Here is an 18,883-nt window from a genome sequence, read left to right on the forward strand (position 1 = left end):
ATCTTTAACATGTAGTCATTGCGTAGTGATAAATCGTTGTGACTATGTGGTAGCATTGCTTATGTTAAGATAAATACTAGCGAGACAGGCGCTCAAAGATGACTTATAAGTTTTGTATAGATTGGCTGAGATTGTCTCATGAATCATATACACGATAATATTAATTAAGGGTGTCGGTATGCGACCTCCTCTAATAACAAGCACTCAATAAAAACTGATATAAAAATTAAGGAAGCTATATGCAAATGAAAATCAACGATGACACTTATGACGTAATCACTAGCAAAGACATCACCAATATCGAAAAAGCCGTGGACAAATCTACATTGTCGATGCCGCTGGTCGCTGTTTACTGCGGTTCGCGTTTGGGTAGTAGTGAGGTGTATGAGCAGGCAGCACGCGAGCTAGGCAATGCTTTAGCAGAGAATGGCATGGGGCTGGTCTATGGTGGTGCTAGTATTGGTCTCATGGGTGCAGTCGCAGATGAGGTGATCAAAGCTGGTGCCGAGGCGGTGGGCGTTATTCCAACCTTTATGCTCAAGCATGAAATCGCTCATGCACAGCTGACCCGCCTGCATTTGACCGATACCATGCACACGCGCAAAACAGTCATGGCAGAGTATGCCGATGCGTTTATTACCTTGCCGGGCGGGCTTGGGACGCTAGAAGAAATTATGGAAATCGCCACATGGCGTCAACTGTATCAACACGAAAAGCCAATGATTATTTTAAACATTAATGGTTTTTATGATCGTATGATTGAGCATTTAAAATACACTGCTGATCAGGGTTTTATGAAACAAGAAGACCTTGAGCGTTTGGTCGTATGTAATACGATTGCTGAAGCCATTGATGTGCTAAAGACCGTTGTGAAGATAGAGGATGCGGTTGATACCAAAAAAATGGCTGGTAGTGAAAGCTAATCTCTCTCCATGACGTAACCAGTTATACAGACCACTGTGTCGTTCTGAAATCAATGCTATAACAACGCGGTTAATATAGTCAGAAAAAAGTAATATCGATACATTACTCACTGCTAGTATCAATTTTTCTGGCTTGCTGTGCCTGCACAGACAGAGGCTGCAAAACACTCATTAAAAAACATGGATTCCAGCAGTACCGTAGCGTTTTTAAAGTATTTTGACGATAGCAATAAAAAAGGGAGGCCTTAACCAATCATTGGTTAAGGCCTCCCTTTTGTGCTTTATTCATATCAAGATTTAGTCGTTACTCAAAGGATTTATATTAGGGCGTGTCCTCAATCTGAACAAAAGCGACTAAATGGGCTAAAAATAGCTAAATCTTGCCAAACTACGTCAAATAGCTAGTCAATATCTCGATATTATCTGCACTATTTTCCTTGTTTGGCTGCCATTTATCTTATTTTTATCACCATTTTCAGATTGAGGACACGCCCTAGGAAGCTATCATTTATCTAGAGACAGCTTTGTCTAAAGCGAGCTCGTCAATACCGTGATTCACATCAGCCATCGCCAGCGGAAAACCGCGTTGTTCAGCCAATACCCGCGCGACTTTATCAATAGACAAACTATCGTTGTGCATCAAATAAGACCATTCATGAGCATAACGTTGTTGGTTGGCTTGCGTGTCATTATCAATCAAACCAAGCTCAGTCAACTCATCCACAATTTGATCAGCAGCGATTAGCGTCGAGGATGCTTTAACATTCTCAGCACGGGCATAGCGTATGTTTGAATATAAGCTTACATCAGCGACCCGCAAGGTATCGTCTTGACCGGGAATTTGCTGCCCGCCATATAGAGCATTACCAACGGTACGCGCACTATGAAATGTCGGCACAAACTCCGCTATATAATCAATGGCTTGCTGGCTGCGCGCTTGCAGTGGTGCTTTATCCCAGCCGTCTTCAATATAGTGTACGTATTTTTGCGGTAATTCAGGTTGGGCGCTGTCTTTATTAGATGCGACCAATCCATCATCGAACAGAGTAATGAATTTACTCATACCATGTATTTGAAAATAACCACCTGGATAAGGTGTGAGCTGTGCCATACCTTCTGGTGTTCCGCGATCGCCGTAGACAATAATCTCTGGTATCTGTCCGCCAGTTTCGTTCCAACGTGTGATATAAGAGGACTTAAACTCAACCATACGTGTGACCTTTACGCCGACCATATCATCGATTACGCCCGTTCGAAAGCCACAAGCATTGATTAGGTAATCGACCTCGATGGACTCAGCCGTCGATTCAAGTTCAGGCTCAATTTTAGAACTGGCAGCTTGCTTATAATCGATGCGCCATTTGGTCACATGATGGTCAGCGTTTGAGCAGTTTTCGCAATCGACAGGCATGACTTGCTTAACTTCAGTATCCGTAAAGACATGCGCATGCTCATAACCTTGTAACGCCAATTGGGCAGAGGCCGCCAAACGAAAAATATTCCAGCCATATTCTTGCACCACAATCAGCGGAAATCTGACTTTATTTAGGTCCAAATATTTTGCGACGGGTATCATCCATTCATCAACGGTACTTGGCACAGCCACCTGTTCACGCTCAGCCAATTCAATCAACTGCTCATGACTGTATAATTGATAATAATCTTCAGGCTCGCCCAATACTTTATTTTGGGCATCTTCAGCAATCAGTTCACGATAAGCATCCGTCAATATATCGAGGCGTGGTAGCAAATCTTCAGGCAACCCTTCATCACGGGTCGGGACGGCAAATACGGTTGGACGTACATCGATGGTATAAGGATAAAGGCGCAAGATATCGATACATTGTTTGAGCAGTGCCACGCAGTCCTCATCAGGAATTTCACGATATAAATTACCGCCTGCATGCAAATGACACATCGGTGGCCCATCAATCAGAGATTTCTTTTTCTCAAATAAATAAGTTTCAAGTCCTAGCGCGGCTAGGCGAATAGCAATGGTTGCCCCTGCTGTACCACCACCGAGAATGCCAACACGTTTGGTAGAAGGAACTTGTGGTTTAGTCAAATAGTCAGTCATTGTCGTTGTTGTATCCTTAATCGCATTTACGATAGCTCATGCTTGGCGTAATCATTAAATATATTTACTCATTAAATATCTTATATTTGTCGATATGAGTGCAAAGGTAGTCAAGTTCAATACCTATACTAGGTTGCTATGAATACATTTTAGATTGTGTAGTCATTCTTAATTTCTATAGTGGTATTCTACAAAAAAATTTAACCAACATAATGACAAATACGTAAGTGCATGCATGAGTTTTGTCAATGAAAAACCGTCAGTTTACGAGTGTCAAATAGTTGTAAGCATAATAATGTTTTTAGGGCGATTAAAGAGTGATATTCATTGTTGATTATTTGTTTATCGATACTCTTTATAGGATTGAATGAACGAATTTGCTTAACTGGTAGCATTGATATGCTTTTGTAAAATTATATATTGATAGGAAAGAATATAAGAGCGCATATGCTATATTAAAAATGCTCGAAATCAGATTTAAGAGATTGTCTGTCTTATTGCTTAGACAATAAGAAAAGAGCCAAATAAAAATTCATTACGACAATAACAAGGAAGTGACTATGAAACGTATTTTGATGGTATCTGCTATCGCCGGTGTGTTAACGCTTAGCGGTTGTTCTACGTTGAACAATGTGTTCGGCAACGACGATTCTGGCATGCATGACGTGCAAGCAACCATGAGTAATAAAGCACCCGTGGCGAGCATGAGTGGTATGTTGGTCGATGCAACCAACCGTATGACACTATATACCTTTGACAAAGATTCTATGAATAAGTCAGAGTGTGGCGCCGCTTGTATGTTGGCTTGGCCTGCATTCATGGCACCGAGCAATGCCAAAGCTTCTGGTCAATTTGCCGCTTTTCAACGTGAAGATGGTAAGTATCAATGGGCAATGAATGGCAAACCTTTATATTTCTATGCCAATGATACCAAAGTGGGCGATAAAGACGGCGATAATAAGCTGGGTGTTTGGCATATCGTTAAAACCAAATAATTTGAACCAAATACTCTACGCTTAATAAGTGAGACAAGTTATTGAGCAAAATAAAAAAGCAGCCATCATAATGGCTGCTTTTTTTAGCGGACTATTTTCTATAGGATCATTTTCAAAAATAATTATCGCTCAAAAATAATGATCTTTATTTAGACTTATTTTGCTGCTGCTTTTTTCTCTACCAGCTCACCATCGATTTGAATAGGAACATTGGTCGTGATGCCAGCGGCATAAGCAGTCATACCGTAAGCAGCGCGATCGATATTACCCGTTGCGCGGAAACCAATGACTGGCTCTTTGGTAAGAGGACTGTTGGCAATTTTGTTCAATGTCACATCTAACGTCAATGGTTTGGTTTGACCCAGCATAGTAAAGTTACCAGTGATCTTGGCTTGTTGCGGATTCACAAAAGTGACTTGAGTAGACTTAAACGTCATCGTTGGGTACTTGGCGACATTGAAGAATTCTTCTTTCTTTAGATGTTCATCACGTGCATCCCAATTGGTATCGATACTATCGCTATCAATGGTAAAGTCTAGTTTGGTTTTACTTGGCGCTTTGACATCGTAATCTACCATGCCTTTAACGTCGTTAAAATGCCCCATAGTGGTTGAAAACCCCATATGGTTGACAGAAAATCCGACGCGTGTGTGCGACTCATCTAACTGCCAGTGACTTGGTAGTGCAGCGCTTGCTATAGTAGTGATCGCAAGTGCCGAGCTGACGAGTAGTGCTTTAGTGGTATTCTTCATGACAACATTTAGCATTAAATATCCTTATTGAGTATTCATTGGTGGGATTTTATTGGTAATTGGCTAACAATCAGTAGTATGACGTTTATCATAAGAAAATCGCACCATAGTGGCGCGGCACAATCTGCAAATAACAATGATTCTTATCAAATCGAAAAGCCGTTATTGTTAAATTAATCTATAATAGTATATATCATTCATTAATCTATCTAACTGAATATTATACTAATATAAATTATTTATCTCAATACTATCTCAATATTGTTTTAGCATTAACGATCTTTTGGTGACGATTTATCACATTTAACTCTTATAACCGCTGCTTGCATCGAACGCCAAAAAACGTTAGAATCGCGGTTTGATTTTCCCGCTGGGGAAAGGCTAAGTGAGCAGAAGAGTGGTATTGGGTGCTGGAATAAGCCAGTGACGCAGTTGCCATACTTATAATGTCCTTAGTGCCTCAGTTACGTATGTCATCGCTTGTTTGATACATCATTAAAGATGTCATTCAAAGCGCTAGATATACATCGGACATAGAGAGTTTATTATGCGTAAAGATATCCATCCTAATTACCAAGACGTTTTATTCCATGACACTAACGCTGACGTGTTCTTTTTGACTCGCTCAACCGTTAAGACTAAAGCCACTCGTGAACACGAAGGTACAGAATATCCATACTACCCACTTGATATCTCAAGTGCGTCGCATCCATTCTATACTGGCGAGCAACGTAAAACGTCTACTGAAGGCCGTGTTGCTAGCTTCAACAAACGCTTTGGTGCATTTGGTGGCCGTAATAAGAAAGCCGCTGATTCTGCTGAATAATTTACACTCATTGTGTGAAGGTACTGTTGTTGTAAAGGTACTGTGCTAAGCTAAGTTTTGCTAAGCCCAAAAAAACCGCTGATGATTCAGCGGTTTTTTTATTGGGTTTTAAAAGCAAGTTTTTTAGAGGCTCTAACGAACCTATTAAGACATGGAAGAATCAAGTAGCTGCGTGATTCGTTCGGACAACTGCTGTGCCCAGTAACCATACATCAGGCTACTAGGATGAAAGCCATCAATAGCAAACATCACGGCGATATCAATGGGTTCACCATTAGCGTGCTCTTTTATCATACGTGGAAAGTCAGTGGCCATGTAGTTGACACCATCATGAGTAGCGCAAACTTGCTGTAATATCCCATCCAAAATTGACGCTTTTGCACCAACAAAGTGGTTCAAAGGAGTAGGTATCGCTGGCATTTCTGCCATCGGCGGCAAACTCAAAAAAATCAATTGTTGTACGCCAAACTTACGCTGAGCGATCGCAATAATGTCTTCGATTTGCTGCTGCCATTTATCTATAGAGACATTGCTAGTCGTGTCATTGACGCCGACACTTAGCAGCATGATGTCCACTGGCTGGCTCGGAGCGGGTAGGACATAAAGCCTGCGTAAGATATCGAAGCTAGTGTGTCCGGTAGTCGCTTGCAAAGACCAATTGAGGTCAGTGTATGTTGACACAATGGCAGGCTGCTGCGCTAAAATCGGAATCAACTTGCCGACCATCGCTTCTTGCTGCGTCTGACTGCCGACACCAGCCGCTGCCGAATCGCCAACGACCATTAGATTGAGCGCTGATTTGGTGTTGTCTATTGCAATATCAGTAGACGGATTTAGTTTGACCTGTCCATGCCTGTCACCGTTTGGCTCAGGAAGGCGAACGATATCGCGCTTGATTTTGCGACCTTGATGAAAGTAAATAGGAGCGAGTAGGACATCTCTTGCGATAGAGGCCATTCTATTGGTAACTACCATCCTGTACGCTCCCGAATAGTAGTGAGGCTGTCTTCGATTAATAACTTACCATCGATGTAGACATCACGTAGCAGATTGTCTGTCTCAGCGGTTAACTCATCAGCTTTGATGGTATTTAATAATCCGTTACTGTTTTTAACCAAGGCTAGGCGGCCTTTTTTTGAGCGTTTTGAGCGGCTGGTTATAGGATCTTTATAGATATCTTTCCAGTTGCCATCGATAGAGATGGCGCTGGCTTTCATCGCCCAGCTCATTGTGTCGCGATTGACTTGTTGCAGCAGACCACCGCCCATACCGAACGTCACATTGTCTGCACTAAAGCCCGCTTTCATCACCACGTCAATAATCTTGCTCAAGCTTTGTGGGCTGATGCCATCTCCTTGGATGACACGGACGTAATCAGGCAAGACTTTATAGCCTTTACTATTGACAGTTGTCCCAAATTTCACGGCCAAGCGTTCTAATGCCTCACGAACCACTTTCGCAGGATCGCCACTGTCTGGTCTAATGACCAACGTGCCGCCCATGTTTTTTACGTCTTCTTTTAGGCTGCCACCCCAAATATTGTCAATGGCATTCCATAAGTCATAGCTATCAGACACAACAGAAAAACTTTTGCCCACGCCGCCAAATTGCTCAATCATATTGGCAAAAGCCGCCGTTTCATTATCACGGCCCCATGCCGTCATTGTGCTGTGTTCAGCAGCTGGGATAGAGAAGGCTGGCATATCATTGCCCATTTGATACCAACGACTGGCAGCAACCAAGGCTGTCATTGAGTCAGTACCCGCAAAATTCACCAGATGAGCCAAACTGCCGATTGCTACTGACTCTTGGCTTGAAGCGCCGCGTGAGCCGAAATCATGTAAACGAAAAGTGAGCGATTCTGTATTATCTGCTGACTTCTCCAGTGCTTGACGAATGATACCTTTGCAATAATACGAGACACTAGCGACCGTTGATGGATACCAAATCGCCCGTAATAGCGCTGTCTCGATATAACTGGGTAGCCAATAAAACTCAGGATCAGTATTGATGATTTGGCAGACGACATTGGATACTGGTACGATGCTGCCCTCAGGTACCGCTTCGATGCGTAGTGGCAGGTAGCCATTGTGTTTATCGACCAAACGCTCCCAGCCAGCACGATTAAAGGTCAATCCATGCGCTTGAATAACGGTTTCGGCCTCGTCGATATCTTGATGAGTAATCGGCGTGCTTAGGTACTCTTTGATAAAAGCTTGCAAGCCAAAGAACACCACATCATAGTCGCCTTTACGCGCTTCAATGTAGCTCGACATATACTCACTACCGCTTGGATATTGCACCCAATGTGAGGTTTTATAGCTGTCGCTATTTAAGATTAAATTGTTTAAATTACTGGTATACATCACAGAACTCCTCTGCTTTGAGATGCCGCAGCCTGTATTCATTACAAGGTCAACTGCGGCTAGATTAACCATTGCCGTCTATCGGCGCTGGCGTGAAAACTATAATATAAATTATATAGACTGTGATCGATGAGTTATGGATAAATAATGCACCAAACAGTCAACTTAAAAAAAGACTACAACCCAACCATCTTGGTGATAATCGCATAATGATCTTCAAACATCATTTTGGCGTCCAATTCTGCTAAAGGTAACCAAAATGCTTTGGCTGCATCGTCGCCGCCTTTGACTTTTGGTAAACCTTTTGGATCGTTTTTTAGCTGAAAATAAAACGCTTGGGTAATCGTACGCCCACGCGCTGAGCGGTAAGGATCGTCAAAGGTGTGCTGACTATGGCAAGATCCGCGCAGTACTGGTTCAGGCACTTTGAGGCGAGTTTCTTCGCGTAACTCACGAATACACGCATCAAATAACGTTTCTTTTGGATTCAAAAAACCACCCGGTAGTGCCCATAGTCCGCGCCCTGGCATACTGCGACGTTCGACTAAGAGAATGTGTCCTGACTGTACTAGCAAGGCATCAGCCGTCATAAAAGTAGGCGGATAAGGAGCAGATTCCCATTGTCTTTTATATTTATCAATGAAATCTGCTTCTTCATGCAGCTCTTGATAGTCGTCGGTTTTTTTGAACTCATCTAGCACGTTGCGTGTTGATTCAGGCGTGCGCTCAGGCGTTGGCGTGGCGCCCATGAGATAGCTGTCACGAATAGGAGTCGCTGATAAATTGTGATAATTGGGCACAGAAACTGACGCCCAGTTTGGGAATAGCGATAGATAATATGACGAGCTGTCTTTTGAATGGCCAATCAAACCAATGTCAGTTTGCAAGTCGCCCGTGACAGACTTTACGCCAGCTTGTACGTATTGTAGCCAGCGCGTGTCGTTATATAGGGCATCATCTAGACCAACGCAATGAATTCGCGCCGCTTCCTCTGCTGAGTATGAACCCTTGATCATCGCAGCACGCTCAGCCACGCTAAATGGATTGCGTAGGCTACGAGGAAGGTTGGCTGAGCCAATCAGCATAATCACTTCATCTGAGCGTTTTAACGCTTCGTCGATGACCGCTTTATGTCCACTATGGAACGGCTGAAAACGTCCAATAAAAACCAAATAACGATAGTGCTTATTATTATGTTTATCAGAGTATTGCTTATCTGAATTTTGTTCTGATGATTCGCTCATATACGCCAATTTCCTACGACTCATGTTTTATTGGTTAAAAACAATTTAATAATGCCAATACTGACACAGCCTATCACTGGCTGACAAGTGTAAAGATGTTTTGTGATGTGATTATTGCTGCGTGTGTTTTAACCGCCGTAAAAGCAAAGTAGATAATTCTCATAAGATACTTATACCGCTAAATCGCAAAGTCATTCATTATGAAATTATTAGGTTGAGTTGCCATAAATAAAAGCCCCTTTAAATAATTAAAGAGGCTTCAATATAAAGATTACTAAAATTAAGTAGTTATAATTAGGTGGTTATGATTAATAAAACTTACAGCGACTCAATCTTGCTAATACCTTCTTGGCGTATGACCTCAGTTAGGCCAGCATCAGACTCGATACGGCTAATAAATGCATTTAAGTTCTCATAGGCAGAGAGGTCAAGTTGCATTTTTTTCGCCCATGTCAGTATGACATATAGATAGATATCTGCAGTCGTCTTAGTGCCTGTCAGATAATCATGTGTGCCAAGTTGTTCATTAGGATATTGTAGCAAATCGACGATTTTTTTCTTCGCATTTTCTTTTAATTCGTCTTGTGCGGTCTTATCTTTTACAAAGCCATCAGGCCCGAACAACGGCCCAAAGCCTTTATGAACATCTGAATTGATGAAGGCTAACCAGTGCATAATTTCTGCACGTTTAGCGGGCGAGCTATCAGAACCAAAGATATTAGCATCAGGATATTTCGCATCGATATAGGTTTGTACGGCGATATTTTGAGTGACTATCGTATCACCGTCTACTATGGCAGGGACTGACCCTTGCGGATTAATACGCAGATATTCTTCTGATTTGACTGAACCGTGATCTAATATCTCTAACTCATAATCTGCTTTTGCCCATTCAAGAGCGACATGCGGAACCATCGAGCAAGCGCCTGGCATAATATATAACTTCATAAAATACTCCTTTGGATTTATTATTTTGTTCAAATCAGTCTAAACAGCCAAACCATCCAGTTCAGTTATATTATGTGAAGTTAGTTTTAATAGATGTAGCATTACCTTGCATGCTGCTCAATTTTCTCACCATCTTTGGTGCTTATAAGCCTTAGCGCTGAGCTAGCACGATGTAATGGCAATGCGATCACTAATAGGTTTTCATCCTTGATAATCTACTTAGCAGCCTTAATATAAACAACAGCAGACATCATGCGATTAATGAAAGAATGTTGCGTGGCGTTATTAGCGGTAGCTACTCATTATTAATAGTCACCATTAAAAAAATCAATAGTGACTATTAATAACGGTCACGGTTTAATTCGCAGTGGCGCAGTCGGAATTATCGCCTGAATGCGTTATAATGGTGATTATAAAATTACCAAACCTTTATCAAGATTGCCGTTAGACCAATATAATATCAGCCGTTATGCTTGATAAACGTTAAAGCGATTTGCCCAAATTCACGACACAGCAGCCATGATAGAGATAGCGTTTGTGTCATAACGCATAGGAAAAATTATGAGTGAGCACAACCAAGCTGATAGTCAGTTAGATGAGTCAGCCGACTATGAATCAGCGCTAGATACTGAGCAAACAGAAACGAAAAGTAATATTACTATTACCGAGTCAGCCCAAGGTTATTTGGCAGACTTATTGTCCAAACAAGATACCGACGGTATCGGTGTGCGTATCTTCGTCGAGCATCCAGGTACGCCGCGCGCAGAGTGCTGTATGGCATATAACCAGCCGGGCGAAGAAGACAGCGCTGACCTGCGTTTTACCTATGATAATTTCTCTGCTTTTATTGAGGCGTCGTCGGTTCCTTACCTAGAAGATGCGGTGATTGATTATAATAAAGACCGTTTCGGTGGTCAGCTAACTTTCCGTGCACCAAACTCTAAAGTACCAAAAGTGGGTGCGGATGCCAGCGTTGAAGAGCGTATCACCTACGTATTGCAGTCAGAGATTAATCCAGGCTTGGCGGCGCATGGTGGTGACGTACAATTACTTGAACTGATCGATGAAGAAGGCGTTGGACTTACCGCCGTCTTGAAATTTGGTGGTGGTTGCCAAGGTTGTTCGGCGGTCGATATGACCTTGCGTCAAGGGGTCGAGGTACAACTCAAGCAGCAAATACCAGAGCTGACGCAAGTGATTGATGAGACTGATCATACGCGCACAGAGAACGCTTATTATAAATAAAGACTAGAGCATTATATAAATCCGAAAAGTATAGTTACTGCGTTAAAGTATAGCTACTGCGTTTGTCGCTTATGAATATTTGTCATTAAAAGATGAATAATCTGCTGTTCTTTTCATAAAGAAGCTGAGTTATGATTAACTCAGCTTCTTTTATTGTCATGATTTGGCAGATGGTTTTTTTGAGATGACTTTTAAGCGATATATCGTTAACCAATAATTTTTGATCAATACAAAGGAATGTATTATGAGTGATGAACAAGCAGCCCAAAAACCAGCCCAAAAACTAGAGAATACCCAGCGTCTTGAGACATTGGCAATCCATGCCGGTTATAGTGTCGAGCCGACCACGAAAGCGGTCGCAGTGCCTATTTATCATACCAGCTCCTACGCCTTTGATAACACTCAGCATGGAGCTGACTTGTTTGACCTAAAAGTCGCAGGCAATATTTATACCCGTATTATGAATCCAACGAACGCCGTGCTAGAAGAACGCGTGGCAGCACTTGAGGGCGGTATTGGTGCGCTTGCCGTGGCATCAGGTATGGCTGCCATCACTTATGCCATTCAAACCATTTGTGAAGCGGGCGATAATATCGTCGCGGTATCGACTCTATATGGGGGTACTTACAATTTGTTCGCCCATGCGCTACCGCGTCAAGGTATCGAGGTGCGCTTTTTTGACTATAAAAACCCTGAGGCTATTCGCGATTTAATCGATGATAAAACTAAAATGGTTTTTGCAGAGAGTATTGGCAACCCGCTAGGTAACATTGTGGATATTCAGGCTCTGAGTGACATTGCCCATGAATATGGTGTGCCAGTGGTCATTGATAGTACCGTTGCAACGCCAGCGATTTGTCGTCCGTTTGAGTTTGGGGCTGATATCATCATTCATTCATTGACTAAATATATGAGCGGTACTGGTACTTCAATTGGCGGTGCGATTGTCGATAGCGGTAAGTTTCCATGGGGCGATTATCCTGAGCGTTTTCCATTATTGAACACGCCAGACCACAGCTATCATGGTGTCAATTTCGTCAAAGATGTAGGCGCGTCAGCCTTTATCGCTCGCGCTCGTGTGGCGCCACTACGTAATACTGGCGCGGCATTAAGTCCACTAAATGCCTTTGGAATCTTGCAAGGCATGGAGACACTTAGCCTACGCATGGAGCGTCATGTACAAAACGCGCAAGCAGTGGCTGAGTATCTACGTGACCATGACAAAGTCGCTTGGGTGAAGTATGCGGGTTTACCGGATCATCCTGACTACGAGCTTGCCAAAAAATATATGAAGGGCACACCATCAGCTATTTTGACCTTTGGCGTAAAAGGAGGACTGGAGGTAGGCGCGCGCTTCATCGATGCCTTGCAACTAATTACGCGCTTGGTCAATATTGGCGATGCTAAATCTTTGGCTTGTCATCCAGCGACGACAACGCATCGTCAATTGAATGAGCAAGAACTGGAAAATGCAGGGGTTAGTGCGGATATGGTACGTCTGTCAATTGGTATCGAACATATCGAAGATATCAAAGCAGATCTAGCGCAAGCATTGGCTTCTGCTTAGTCGTTAATCTTCTTTGTTAAGACAATCAATCAAGCTAATCAAATAATTCATAAGCAAAAATCCCCTATCAAGTTGATGGGGGATTTTTTGTTTAAAAAAATAAAAGCACTACAGTACTACTGGAATGAATTTTTCGAAACCTCTGCTTGCAACGGCACAGCAAGCGAGGAAAGTTTATACCAGTAGTATCTGACTATTGAAGTATCGATTTAATTTTTCACCGACTATAGCGCTAAAAATATGTCCTTTTACGCTAAGCCGATAGGACGCGCTGAGCAATCTCTTTATAATCCTGCGGCATGAGTCGAGGCCCAAATTGTTGGATGATTTGTGCTGATACTTCGCTGGCAAGACGACCACATTCTGGCAAGCTGTATTGCTGAGACAACGCATATAAGAAAGTGCCCGCATAGTTATCACCTGCGCCATTGGTATCAATCACATTGGTGACCACTGGTGTCGGAATGTCGTACATTTCAATCTCTGACATATCGTCAGACTTATGAGCAACGACTGCGCCATTGGCACCGTTCGTTACGACTACGGTTTGACAATAATCAATAAGCGCACGTGCTGCTGCTTTTATTTGTTTTTTATCGGTGAATAGCTTGGCCTCTTCACTATTACAAAATATCACCGCGACTTTATTGCCGAGCATATTGAGCAGCCCGTCTTTGGCAAATTTCACTACGGCAGGATCTGCAAAGCTAACTGCGATTTTTGCACCATGAATACCTGCTTGTTGACGTAATTGAGTCATGGCGGGTTGAATGCTCTCAGACATGGCCAAATAGCCTTCTAAGTAAAGCCAACCTGCTTGTGTCAGCGCATCAAAATCGACATTGTCAGCCGTGATATCGCTTGATGTACCAAGATAGGTTTGCATCGTGCGCTCACCATCTTCGGTCACAGCGACCACGCACGAGCCAGTGACTCCGCCTGCGTGAATGGATTTGTCTGAGGTAGCGACACCCACTTCATGCAAGTCTCTGAGGTAAAATGCTCCTTGATCGTCATCACCGACGCGGCAAGCATAAAAAGGCTTGCCACCAAGACAGGCAAAAGCGTACATCGTATTGGCAGCTGAGCCGCCACCTGCTTGTTTTGATGGTTGAATCTGACCAAGATTGAAGTAGGCAAGCAGTTGTTGTTGCTCTTCGATACCTGCCAGCGTCATATTGCCTTTGGTCAACTCCGTCTCTTCTAATTCAGCATCCGACAGCACATATTCGTGGTCAACCAAAGCATTTCCTATCGCCATTACGTCGTACATTGCTTACCTCTCCTCAGTTAATTGATAAACGCACATCTTTTTTAACGAATGATTATGAATATCTCATAGTACTAGGGCGTGTCCTCAATTTAAAAATGGTCATAAAAATGAGATAAATTGCAGTTAAACAAGGAAAATAGCGCAAATAATATCGGGATATTAATCAGCTATTTGACGATGTTTGGCAAAATTTAATCATTTTTAGCTCGTTTAGATATTATCGCTTCAATTGAGGACATGCCCTAAGCTCAACAATACCAATATTCACAGTAATAAATTTAAAAATACTAAGCGCTATAATATCAAGCTTAAAAATACTAAGCCTGTAATTCAAGTAGGCGCTGATATAACGCATTCTTTTTTACGCCTGTGATATCAGCGGCCAACGCGGCAGCTTTTTTAACGGATAAATCCTCTAGTAAACGCTGCAATAATTGATCGTGAATGCTGATATCGTCAGTGTCTTTTGCTGCGCTGACACCAGCGACGACCACCACTATTTCACCACGTTGCTGATTGTCATCTGCTTTCACAAATTCAACCAAATCGCCAAGTGTGCTTTTATGTACGGTCTCAAAGGTCTTGGTCAATTCACGGCAAAAAGTCACTTCGCGATCGGCACCAAATATAGCAGCCATGTCTTCTAAACTGGCGATAATGCGATGCGGTGCTTCATAAAATATGAGCGTTTCGGTACGCGCAGTTAATGCGGACAGTTGTTTTTGGCGACCATGGGCTTTGGCTGGTAAAAAGCCAATAAAGCTAAAACGGTCTGACGGTAATCCTGCCACTGACAGCGCGGCAATAGCAGCAGACGCACCAACGATTGGCGATACAGTGACGTTTGCTGTATGGGCAGCTTGCACCAATTGATAACCAGGATCACTAACCAGTGGCGTGCCTGCATCACTGATTAATGCAACCGAATGACCCTGCTGAATCATCTCAATAATCTTGGGTGTCTGTACCGCGCTATTGTGTTCATGATAGGCCCACAGCTTATTGTGACCTTTTTGTTTGGGCGCAGTATCACCATCACTAGTATCATGAGTCACGGGCTCTTTTGTGTCATCCACTTTGCTGCCTTTGGTGTCGATACCAAAATGTGACAGTAGCTTACCTGAGGTACGGGTATCTTCGCAGGCGATAATAGCGGCTTGCTTTAAAATATCAATGGCATGCGGAGTCATGTCGGTAAGATTACCAATCGGCGTGGCAACGATATATAGACAAGCTGGCATCGCGGTAAGGGTAGACATGAAAACCTCGGGTCGTTAAAAAATAATATGGCACCATTACTCATTAGTCTCTACCATCTTTGTCAGTCACATAATAAGTGAGCAGATACATACAGAGGATGCGAGTAGGGGGCGCGAAAGTGGTTAGTTTAGCATGATGTGCTATGATAATTCTGAAATGTTAACCAGACTAACCGACATCATGGCAAACCATAAACTGTTACATAAAACCTTGACCCTTACCTCACCAACACAGCGTCAAGGCAGTCTGTTTGAACAGCAGGCATGTGCATTTTTGCAAGCGCAAGGTCTGCATTTAATGGCGCAAAACTGGCAACAGCCAAAAGTCGGTGAGCTAGATTTAATCATGGTGGAGGTGGGACAAGCATGGTCGACACTGGTATTTATTGAAGTGCGCCAACGCAAACGCTCAAGTTTTGGTGATGCTGCACTCAGTGTCACGGCGAGCAAACAACGTAAAGTGATTAAAACCGCCAAATACTTTTTACAACAACATCCTGAGTATGCTCATTATGACTGCCGGTTTGATGTTATTGCTTATAACACGACAGATAAAACGAAAACAAAAGAGCAGCTGTCAGACAATCAACCAGAATGGCTCAAAGGTGCTTTTATAGCGAGCGCATGGTAATAAAGGATAAAAACTATATTTCTAAAGAATCGAACCAAGTCGGACAATCAATGACCGTTACTAAAAACCTCACCGCTATTTGTAAAAATTAAGTAAAGTAGCTAAGCTAAGTAGTCAGGTTAAGTCTTACTACTTTTATCGAATTTATACAATTTTCACACACATGCTCTAAGAGGTAAATCATGACACGGATGCATTTGCGCACTGCTATTTTTGGCTCATCACGTCATACCGCGATAGGCGTCATGCTGATGGCTAGTGTGATTAGTACTGGCTGTACCACCAATTATTTAACCAATAGCACTGAAGGTACTTATGGTGTACCCATGACTGAGCGCACCATTCCTCAGCGTCTGCTCGATCGCAGTATTGCGCACACGGCCAAAATTAATATCTATGGTCTAAAGGAAGATCTGCAACAAACCAGCCGTATGAGCATTGATAGCTTTAATAGTGAAGTATTATTGACAGGTGAAGTGCCAACGGAGGCCCTCAAAGTAGAAGCGGAAAAAGTCGCTGGCTCCATGCCAGATGTGCGCCGTGTCTATAATGAGCTGAAAGTCAGTGCCTCAAGAGGTTATAGCGCTACTGTCCATGATGGTTACATTACATCAAAGCTAATGGCAAAGATTGCCGCTAGCGACGGTGTCAAAGCGTCACAAGTGCAAGCTGTCACCAATGATGGTGTGGTTTATATTATGGGGCGTATGACACCAACGCAGCAGAGCCACTTAATTGACATCGCCAATAGTACCGTTGGCGTTACGGAGCTGGTATTACTAACGACCGTCGTTGACGATAGAGGGGTAATCATAGGCGAAGACGATATTATGTCTGAAAACAACTTGGCCAATCCCGCAGCAGTGCCAGTCGTTGCCAATACCGCCGCCTCGTCTGTTAATAATACGGCTACGACACAAGCCGCTAGTACGGCGACACCAATTATAGTGACAGAGGAAGGCGCTGTCGTCGACCAATCGTCATCAAGCTCCTATATCGATCTTTATAAAGGTCAATAACAACGGTTTGGTAAAAGCTATCTCATGCTAAACGTTTAGTGATAGACAGTGCTTAGCGATAGACAGTGTTTAGATACTGATTGCTATTTATTTTGTGTTTAGCGTTATTAGGGTTTGTTTGAATATTCAACACGCCCTAATAACATAAAGTCTTTAATGACAATAAGCCTAAACTCTGATAACAGTAAAAACACGATAAACCTTCAAGTAAAACGTAATATATGAACAGTAAAAGTAGAGGAAGCCGCATAAATAGAATAATAAGCGATTATCCCTCTATTAATCATTCACTGACATATAATAGGAATACCGGCTATGAAGGATTCATCTAAAAGCACACAGCAAACCAAAGCACGCCCGTTTACATTCACAAGCGCAGGCGTTACAGCAGTCCTAGCCCTAGGCGGTATTGCGCTAGCCACGCAGCAAGCACAAGCCTTATCTGCATTGGCGATCGTTAATGGTATTACGTCAAGTGGCGGTGTTGGTGTCAGCAAAGATATTTTATATGGTGATGAGCCATTACAAGACTTAGATATTTACTACCCTAAGCCATTAGCGCAAGCGATGGAAAAACAAAGCGCTATCACTAAAACCTATCCAATGGTGGTGTTTGTCTACGGGGGCTCATGGGAAAATGGCAGCAAAGAAGAATATGCTTTTGTCGGACAAAGCTTGGCGCAAGCTGGCTATGTCACGGCAGTCATTAATTATCGTAAAGCACCTGAGCACGTTTATCCTGATTATGTCGAAGATACCGCAAAAGCAATCGCGTGGAGCTATAAAAACGCGGCGAGCTTTCACGCTGATCCGCAGCGTTTGGCAGTGGTTGGACATTCGGCTGGCGCGTTTAATGCCGTTGCAGCAATAGCCAATGAAGATTTTTTAGCGCCTTATGGCGTCAAACCCAAAGACATCAGAGCAGTGGTTGGTATTGCTGGCCCTTATAGCTATGATTTCCGTAAGTTTGATAGCGCGACCGCTTTTGCGCCTGACGCTACGCCAGATGAGGTGATGCCAGATCGTCATATCAAAGGCGAGCAACCTCCTTATCTATTTTTGACAGCCGAAAAAGACAAACTGGTGTACGATACCAATACCATTAATATGACCAAAGCGCTCAAAGCTCGCGGGGTAATGGTTGAGAACGGTGAAATTAAAGGTGCCAGTCATGCGACGAGCATTGGCGCGATGGCACCGCCACTACGCTGGGTGAATGACGTACGTGCGCAAGTCGTAACCTATTTGGACAAAATGTTAAAGTAGTCATTCTTCTGGCGATCATTATTTTTTGACAGGTGATTATCATTTGACAGGTCATTATCATTTAACAGGTCATTATCATTTAACAGGTCACTATCTGACAGATTGGCATCCAGTTCTGTTAGGCGTGCTTGAACGTAGTTACGTAAGACAGTACTGTAAGATGCTCAAAGTCTTGTTATAATGTCGCCACTTTAAATTGACACCACATCTTAAACTTTAAGGCAGAACATACTATGAGCATGAACGCTGACGATCTGATTGCATTTTTACAGAATCACTTTCCAGAGGCTTTTATCCAAGCGGCTAATCAAGGTAATAAATTTGATGTGCGTGTGGTTGATGTGAGCTTTGAAGGCAAGCGTACTGTGCAACGTCAACAAGCGATTTATGCACTGGTCAACGACAAGATTGCGAGTGGCGATATTCATGCGCTTAATATCCAAGCATTGACGCCTGCTGAATGGGACGTTCAATCAAAAGGCTAATTTGCTA

17 protein-coding genes are annotated in these 18,883 nt (G+C 42.9%); 9 read left to right on the forward strand and 8 right to left on the reverse strand.

Annotation, left to right across the window (positions count from 1 at the left end):
- Positions 1-239: 239 nt before the first annotated feature.
- Positions 240-923 (forward strand): TIGR00730 family Rossman fold protein, encoded by a 684-nt coding sequence (locus JMX48_RS08905; RefSeq protein WP_201536825.1) that lies wholly within the window; start codon positions 240-242, stop codon positions 921-923.
- Between the two features lie 508 nt (positions 924-1,431).
- On the opposite strand, the gene JMX48_RS08910 is transcribed toward JMX48_RS08905, so the two are convergent.
- The gene (locus JMX48_RS08910) at positions 1,432-3,000 is read right to left on the reverse strand and encodes an FAD-dependent oxidoreductase (RefSeq protein ID WP_201536828.1); all 1,569 of its coding nucleotides are present in this window, start codon (positions 2,998-3,000) and stop codon (positions 1,432-1,434) included.
- Between the two features lie 560 nt (positions 3,001-3,560).
- Between JMX48_RS08910 and JMX48_RS08915 the strand changes: the two genes are divergently transcribed.
- On the forward strand, positions 3,561-3,995 hold the full coding sequence (locus tag JMX48_RS08915) for a hypothetical protein (protein ID WP_201536831.1): 435 nt from the start codon (positions 3,561-3,563) through the stop codon (positions 3,993-3,995).
- A gap of 155 nt (positions 3,996-4,150) precedes the next feature.
- Here the strand turns inward: JMX48_RS08915 and JMX48_RS08920 are convergent, their stop codons facing one another.
- Positions 4,151-4,762 carry a YceI family protein gene (locus JMX48_RS08920; protein ID WP_201536833.1) on the reverse strand — a complete coding sequence of 204 codons (612 nt, stop codon included), beginning with the start codon at positions 4,760-4,762 and terminating at the stop codon, positions 4,151-4,153.
- Positions 4,763-5,294: 532 nt separating this feature from the next.
- Between JMX48_RS08920 and JMX48_RS08925 the strand changes: the two genes are divergently transcribed.
- Positions 5,295-5,573 carry a type B 50S ribosomal protein L31 gene (locus JMX48_RS08925; RefSeq protein ID WP_201536834.1) on the forward strand — a complete coding sequence of 93 codons (279 nt, stop codon included), beginning with the start codon at positions 5,295-5,297 and terminating at the stop codon, positions 5,571-5,573.
- A gap of 144 nt (positions 5,574-5,717) precedes the next feature.
- Here JMX48_RS08925 and JMX48_RS08930 read toward each other — a convergent pair whose 3' ends face one another.
- From JMX48_RS08930 to JMX48_RS08945, 4 genes are all read right to left on the reverse strand, one after another.
- Positions 5,718-6,548, reverse strand: a complete 831-nt coding sequence (locus JMX48_RS08930; protein ID WP_201536835.1) for an SGNH/GDSL hydrolase family protein — start codon at positions 6,546-6,548, stop codon at positions 5,718-5,720.
- Entirely contained in the window at positions 6,542-7,939 is a 1,398-nt protein-coding gene (locus tag JMX48_RS08935; protein ID WP_201536836.1) for a nicotinate phosphoribosyltransferase, read from the reverse strand. Before JMX48_RS08935 ends, JMX48_RS08930 begins: the two co-directional genes overlap by 7 nt.
- Before the next feature lie 176 nt (positions 7,940-8,115).
- Positions 8,116-9,183, reverse strand: coding sequence for a bifunctional nicotinamide-nucleotide adenylyltransferase/Nudix hydroxylase (locus JMX48_RS08940; protein WP_201536837.1), 1,068 nt, complete (start codon positions 9,181-9,183; stop codon positions 8,116-8,118).
- A 318-nt stretch (positions 9,184-9,501) separates the two neighbouring features.
- On the reverse strand, positions 9,502-10,131 hold the full coding sequence (locus tag JMX48_RS08945) for a glutathione S-transferase family protein (protein ID WP_201536838.1): 630 nt from the start codon (positions 10,129-10,131) through the stop codon (positions 9,502-9,504).
- Positions 10,132-10,692: 561 nt separating this feature from the next.
- Between JMX48_RS08945 and nfuA the strand changes: the two genes are divergently transcribed.
- Together nfuA and JMX48_RS08955 are read left to right on the forward strand one after the other, a co-directional pair.
- Entirely contained in the window at positions 10,693-11,376 is a 684-nt protein-coding gene (gene nfuA / locus JMX48_RS08950) for a Fe-S biogenesis protein NfuA (RefSeq protein ID WP_201536840.1), read from the forward strand.
- Between the two features lie 244 nt (positions 11,377-11,620).
- A complete protein-coding gene (locus tag JMX48_RS08955; RefSeq protein ID WP_201536843.1) occupies positions 11,621-12,943 on the forward strand; it encodes an O-acetylhomoserine aminocarboxypropyltransferase/cysteine synthase family protein in 1,323 nt (440 codons plus the stop codon).
- Between the two features lie 253 nt (positions 12,944-13,196).
- On the opposite strand, the gene JMX48_RS08960 is transcribed toward JMX48_RS08955, so the two are convergent.
- Both JMX48_RS08960 and rsmI read right to left on the reverse strand, forming a co-directional pair.
- On the reverse strand, positions 13,197-14,216 hold the full coding sequence (locus tag JMX48_RS08960) for an adenosine kinase (protein WP_201536845.1): 1,020 nt from the start codon (positions 14,214-14,216) through the stop codon (positions 13,197-13,199).
- A gap of 317 nt (positions 14,217-14,533) precedes the next feature.
- Complete coding sequence (gene rsmI, locus JMX48_RS08965; protein ID WP_201536848.1) at positions 14,534-15,475, reverse strand: 16S rRNA (cytidine(1402)-2'-O)-methyltransferase; 942 nt, start codon at positions 15,473-15,475, stop codon at positions 14,534-14,536.
- A 133-nt stretch (positions 15,476-15,608) separates the two neighbouring features.
- On the opposite strand from rsmI, the gene JMX48_RS08970 reads away from it, so the two are divergent.
- From JMX48_RS08970 to JMX48_RS08985, 4 genes are all read left to right on the forward strand, one after another.
- Complete coding sequence (locus JMX48_RS08970; protein WP_201536851.1) at positions 15,609-16,106, forward strand: YraN family protein; 498 nt, start codon at positions 15,609-15,611, stop codon at positions 16,104-16,106.
- A 182-nt stretch (positions 16,107-16,288) separates the two neighbouring features.
- A complete protein-coding gene (locus JMX48_RS08975; protein ID WP_201536854.1) occupies positions 16,289-17,125 on the forward strand; it encodes a BON domain-containing protein in 837 nt (278 codons plus the stop codon).
- Between the two features lie 315 nt (positions 17,126-17,440).
- Positions 17,441-18,391 carry an alpha/beta hydrolase gene (locus tag JMX48_RS08980; protein ID WP_201536857.1) on the forward strand — a complete coding sequence of 317 codons (951 nt, stop codon included), beginning with the start codon at positions 17,441-17,443 and terminating at the stop codon, positions 18,389-18,391.
- Between the two features lie 233 nt (positions 18,392-18,624).
- Complete coding sequence (locus JMX48_RS08985) at positions 18,625-18,876, forward strand: BolA family protein (RefSeq protein WP_320158146.1); 252 nt, start codon at positions 18,625-18,627, stop codon at positions 18,874-18,876.
- Positions 18,877-18,883: the final 7 nt, after the last annotated feature.

It is taken from the genome of Psychrobacter immobilis, assembly GCF_904846225.1.
GTDB classification, from domain to species: domain Bacteria; phylum Pseudomonadota; class Gammaproteobacteria; order Pseudomonadales; family Moraxellaceae; genus Psychrobacter; species Psychrobacter immobilis_F.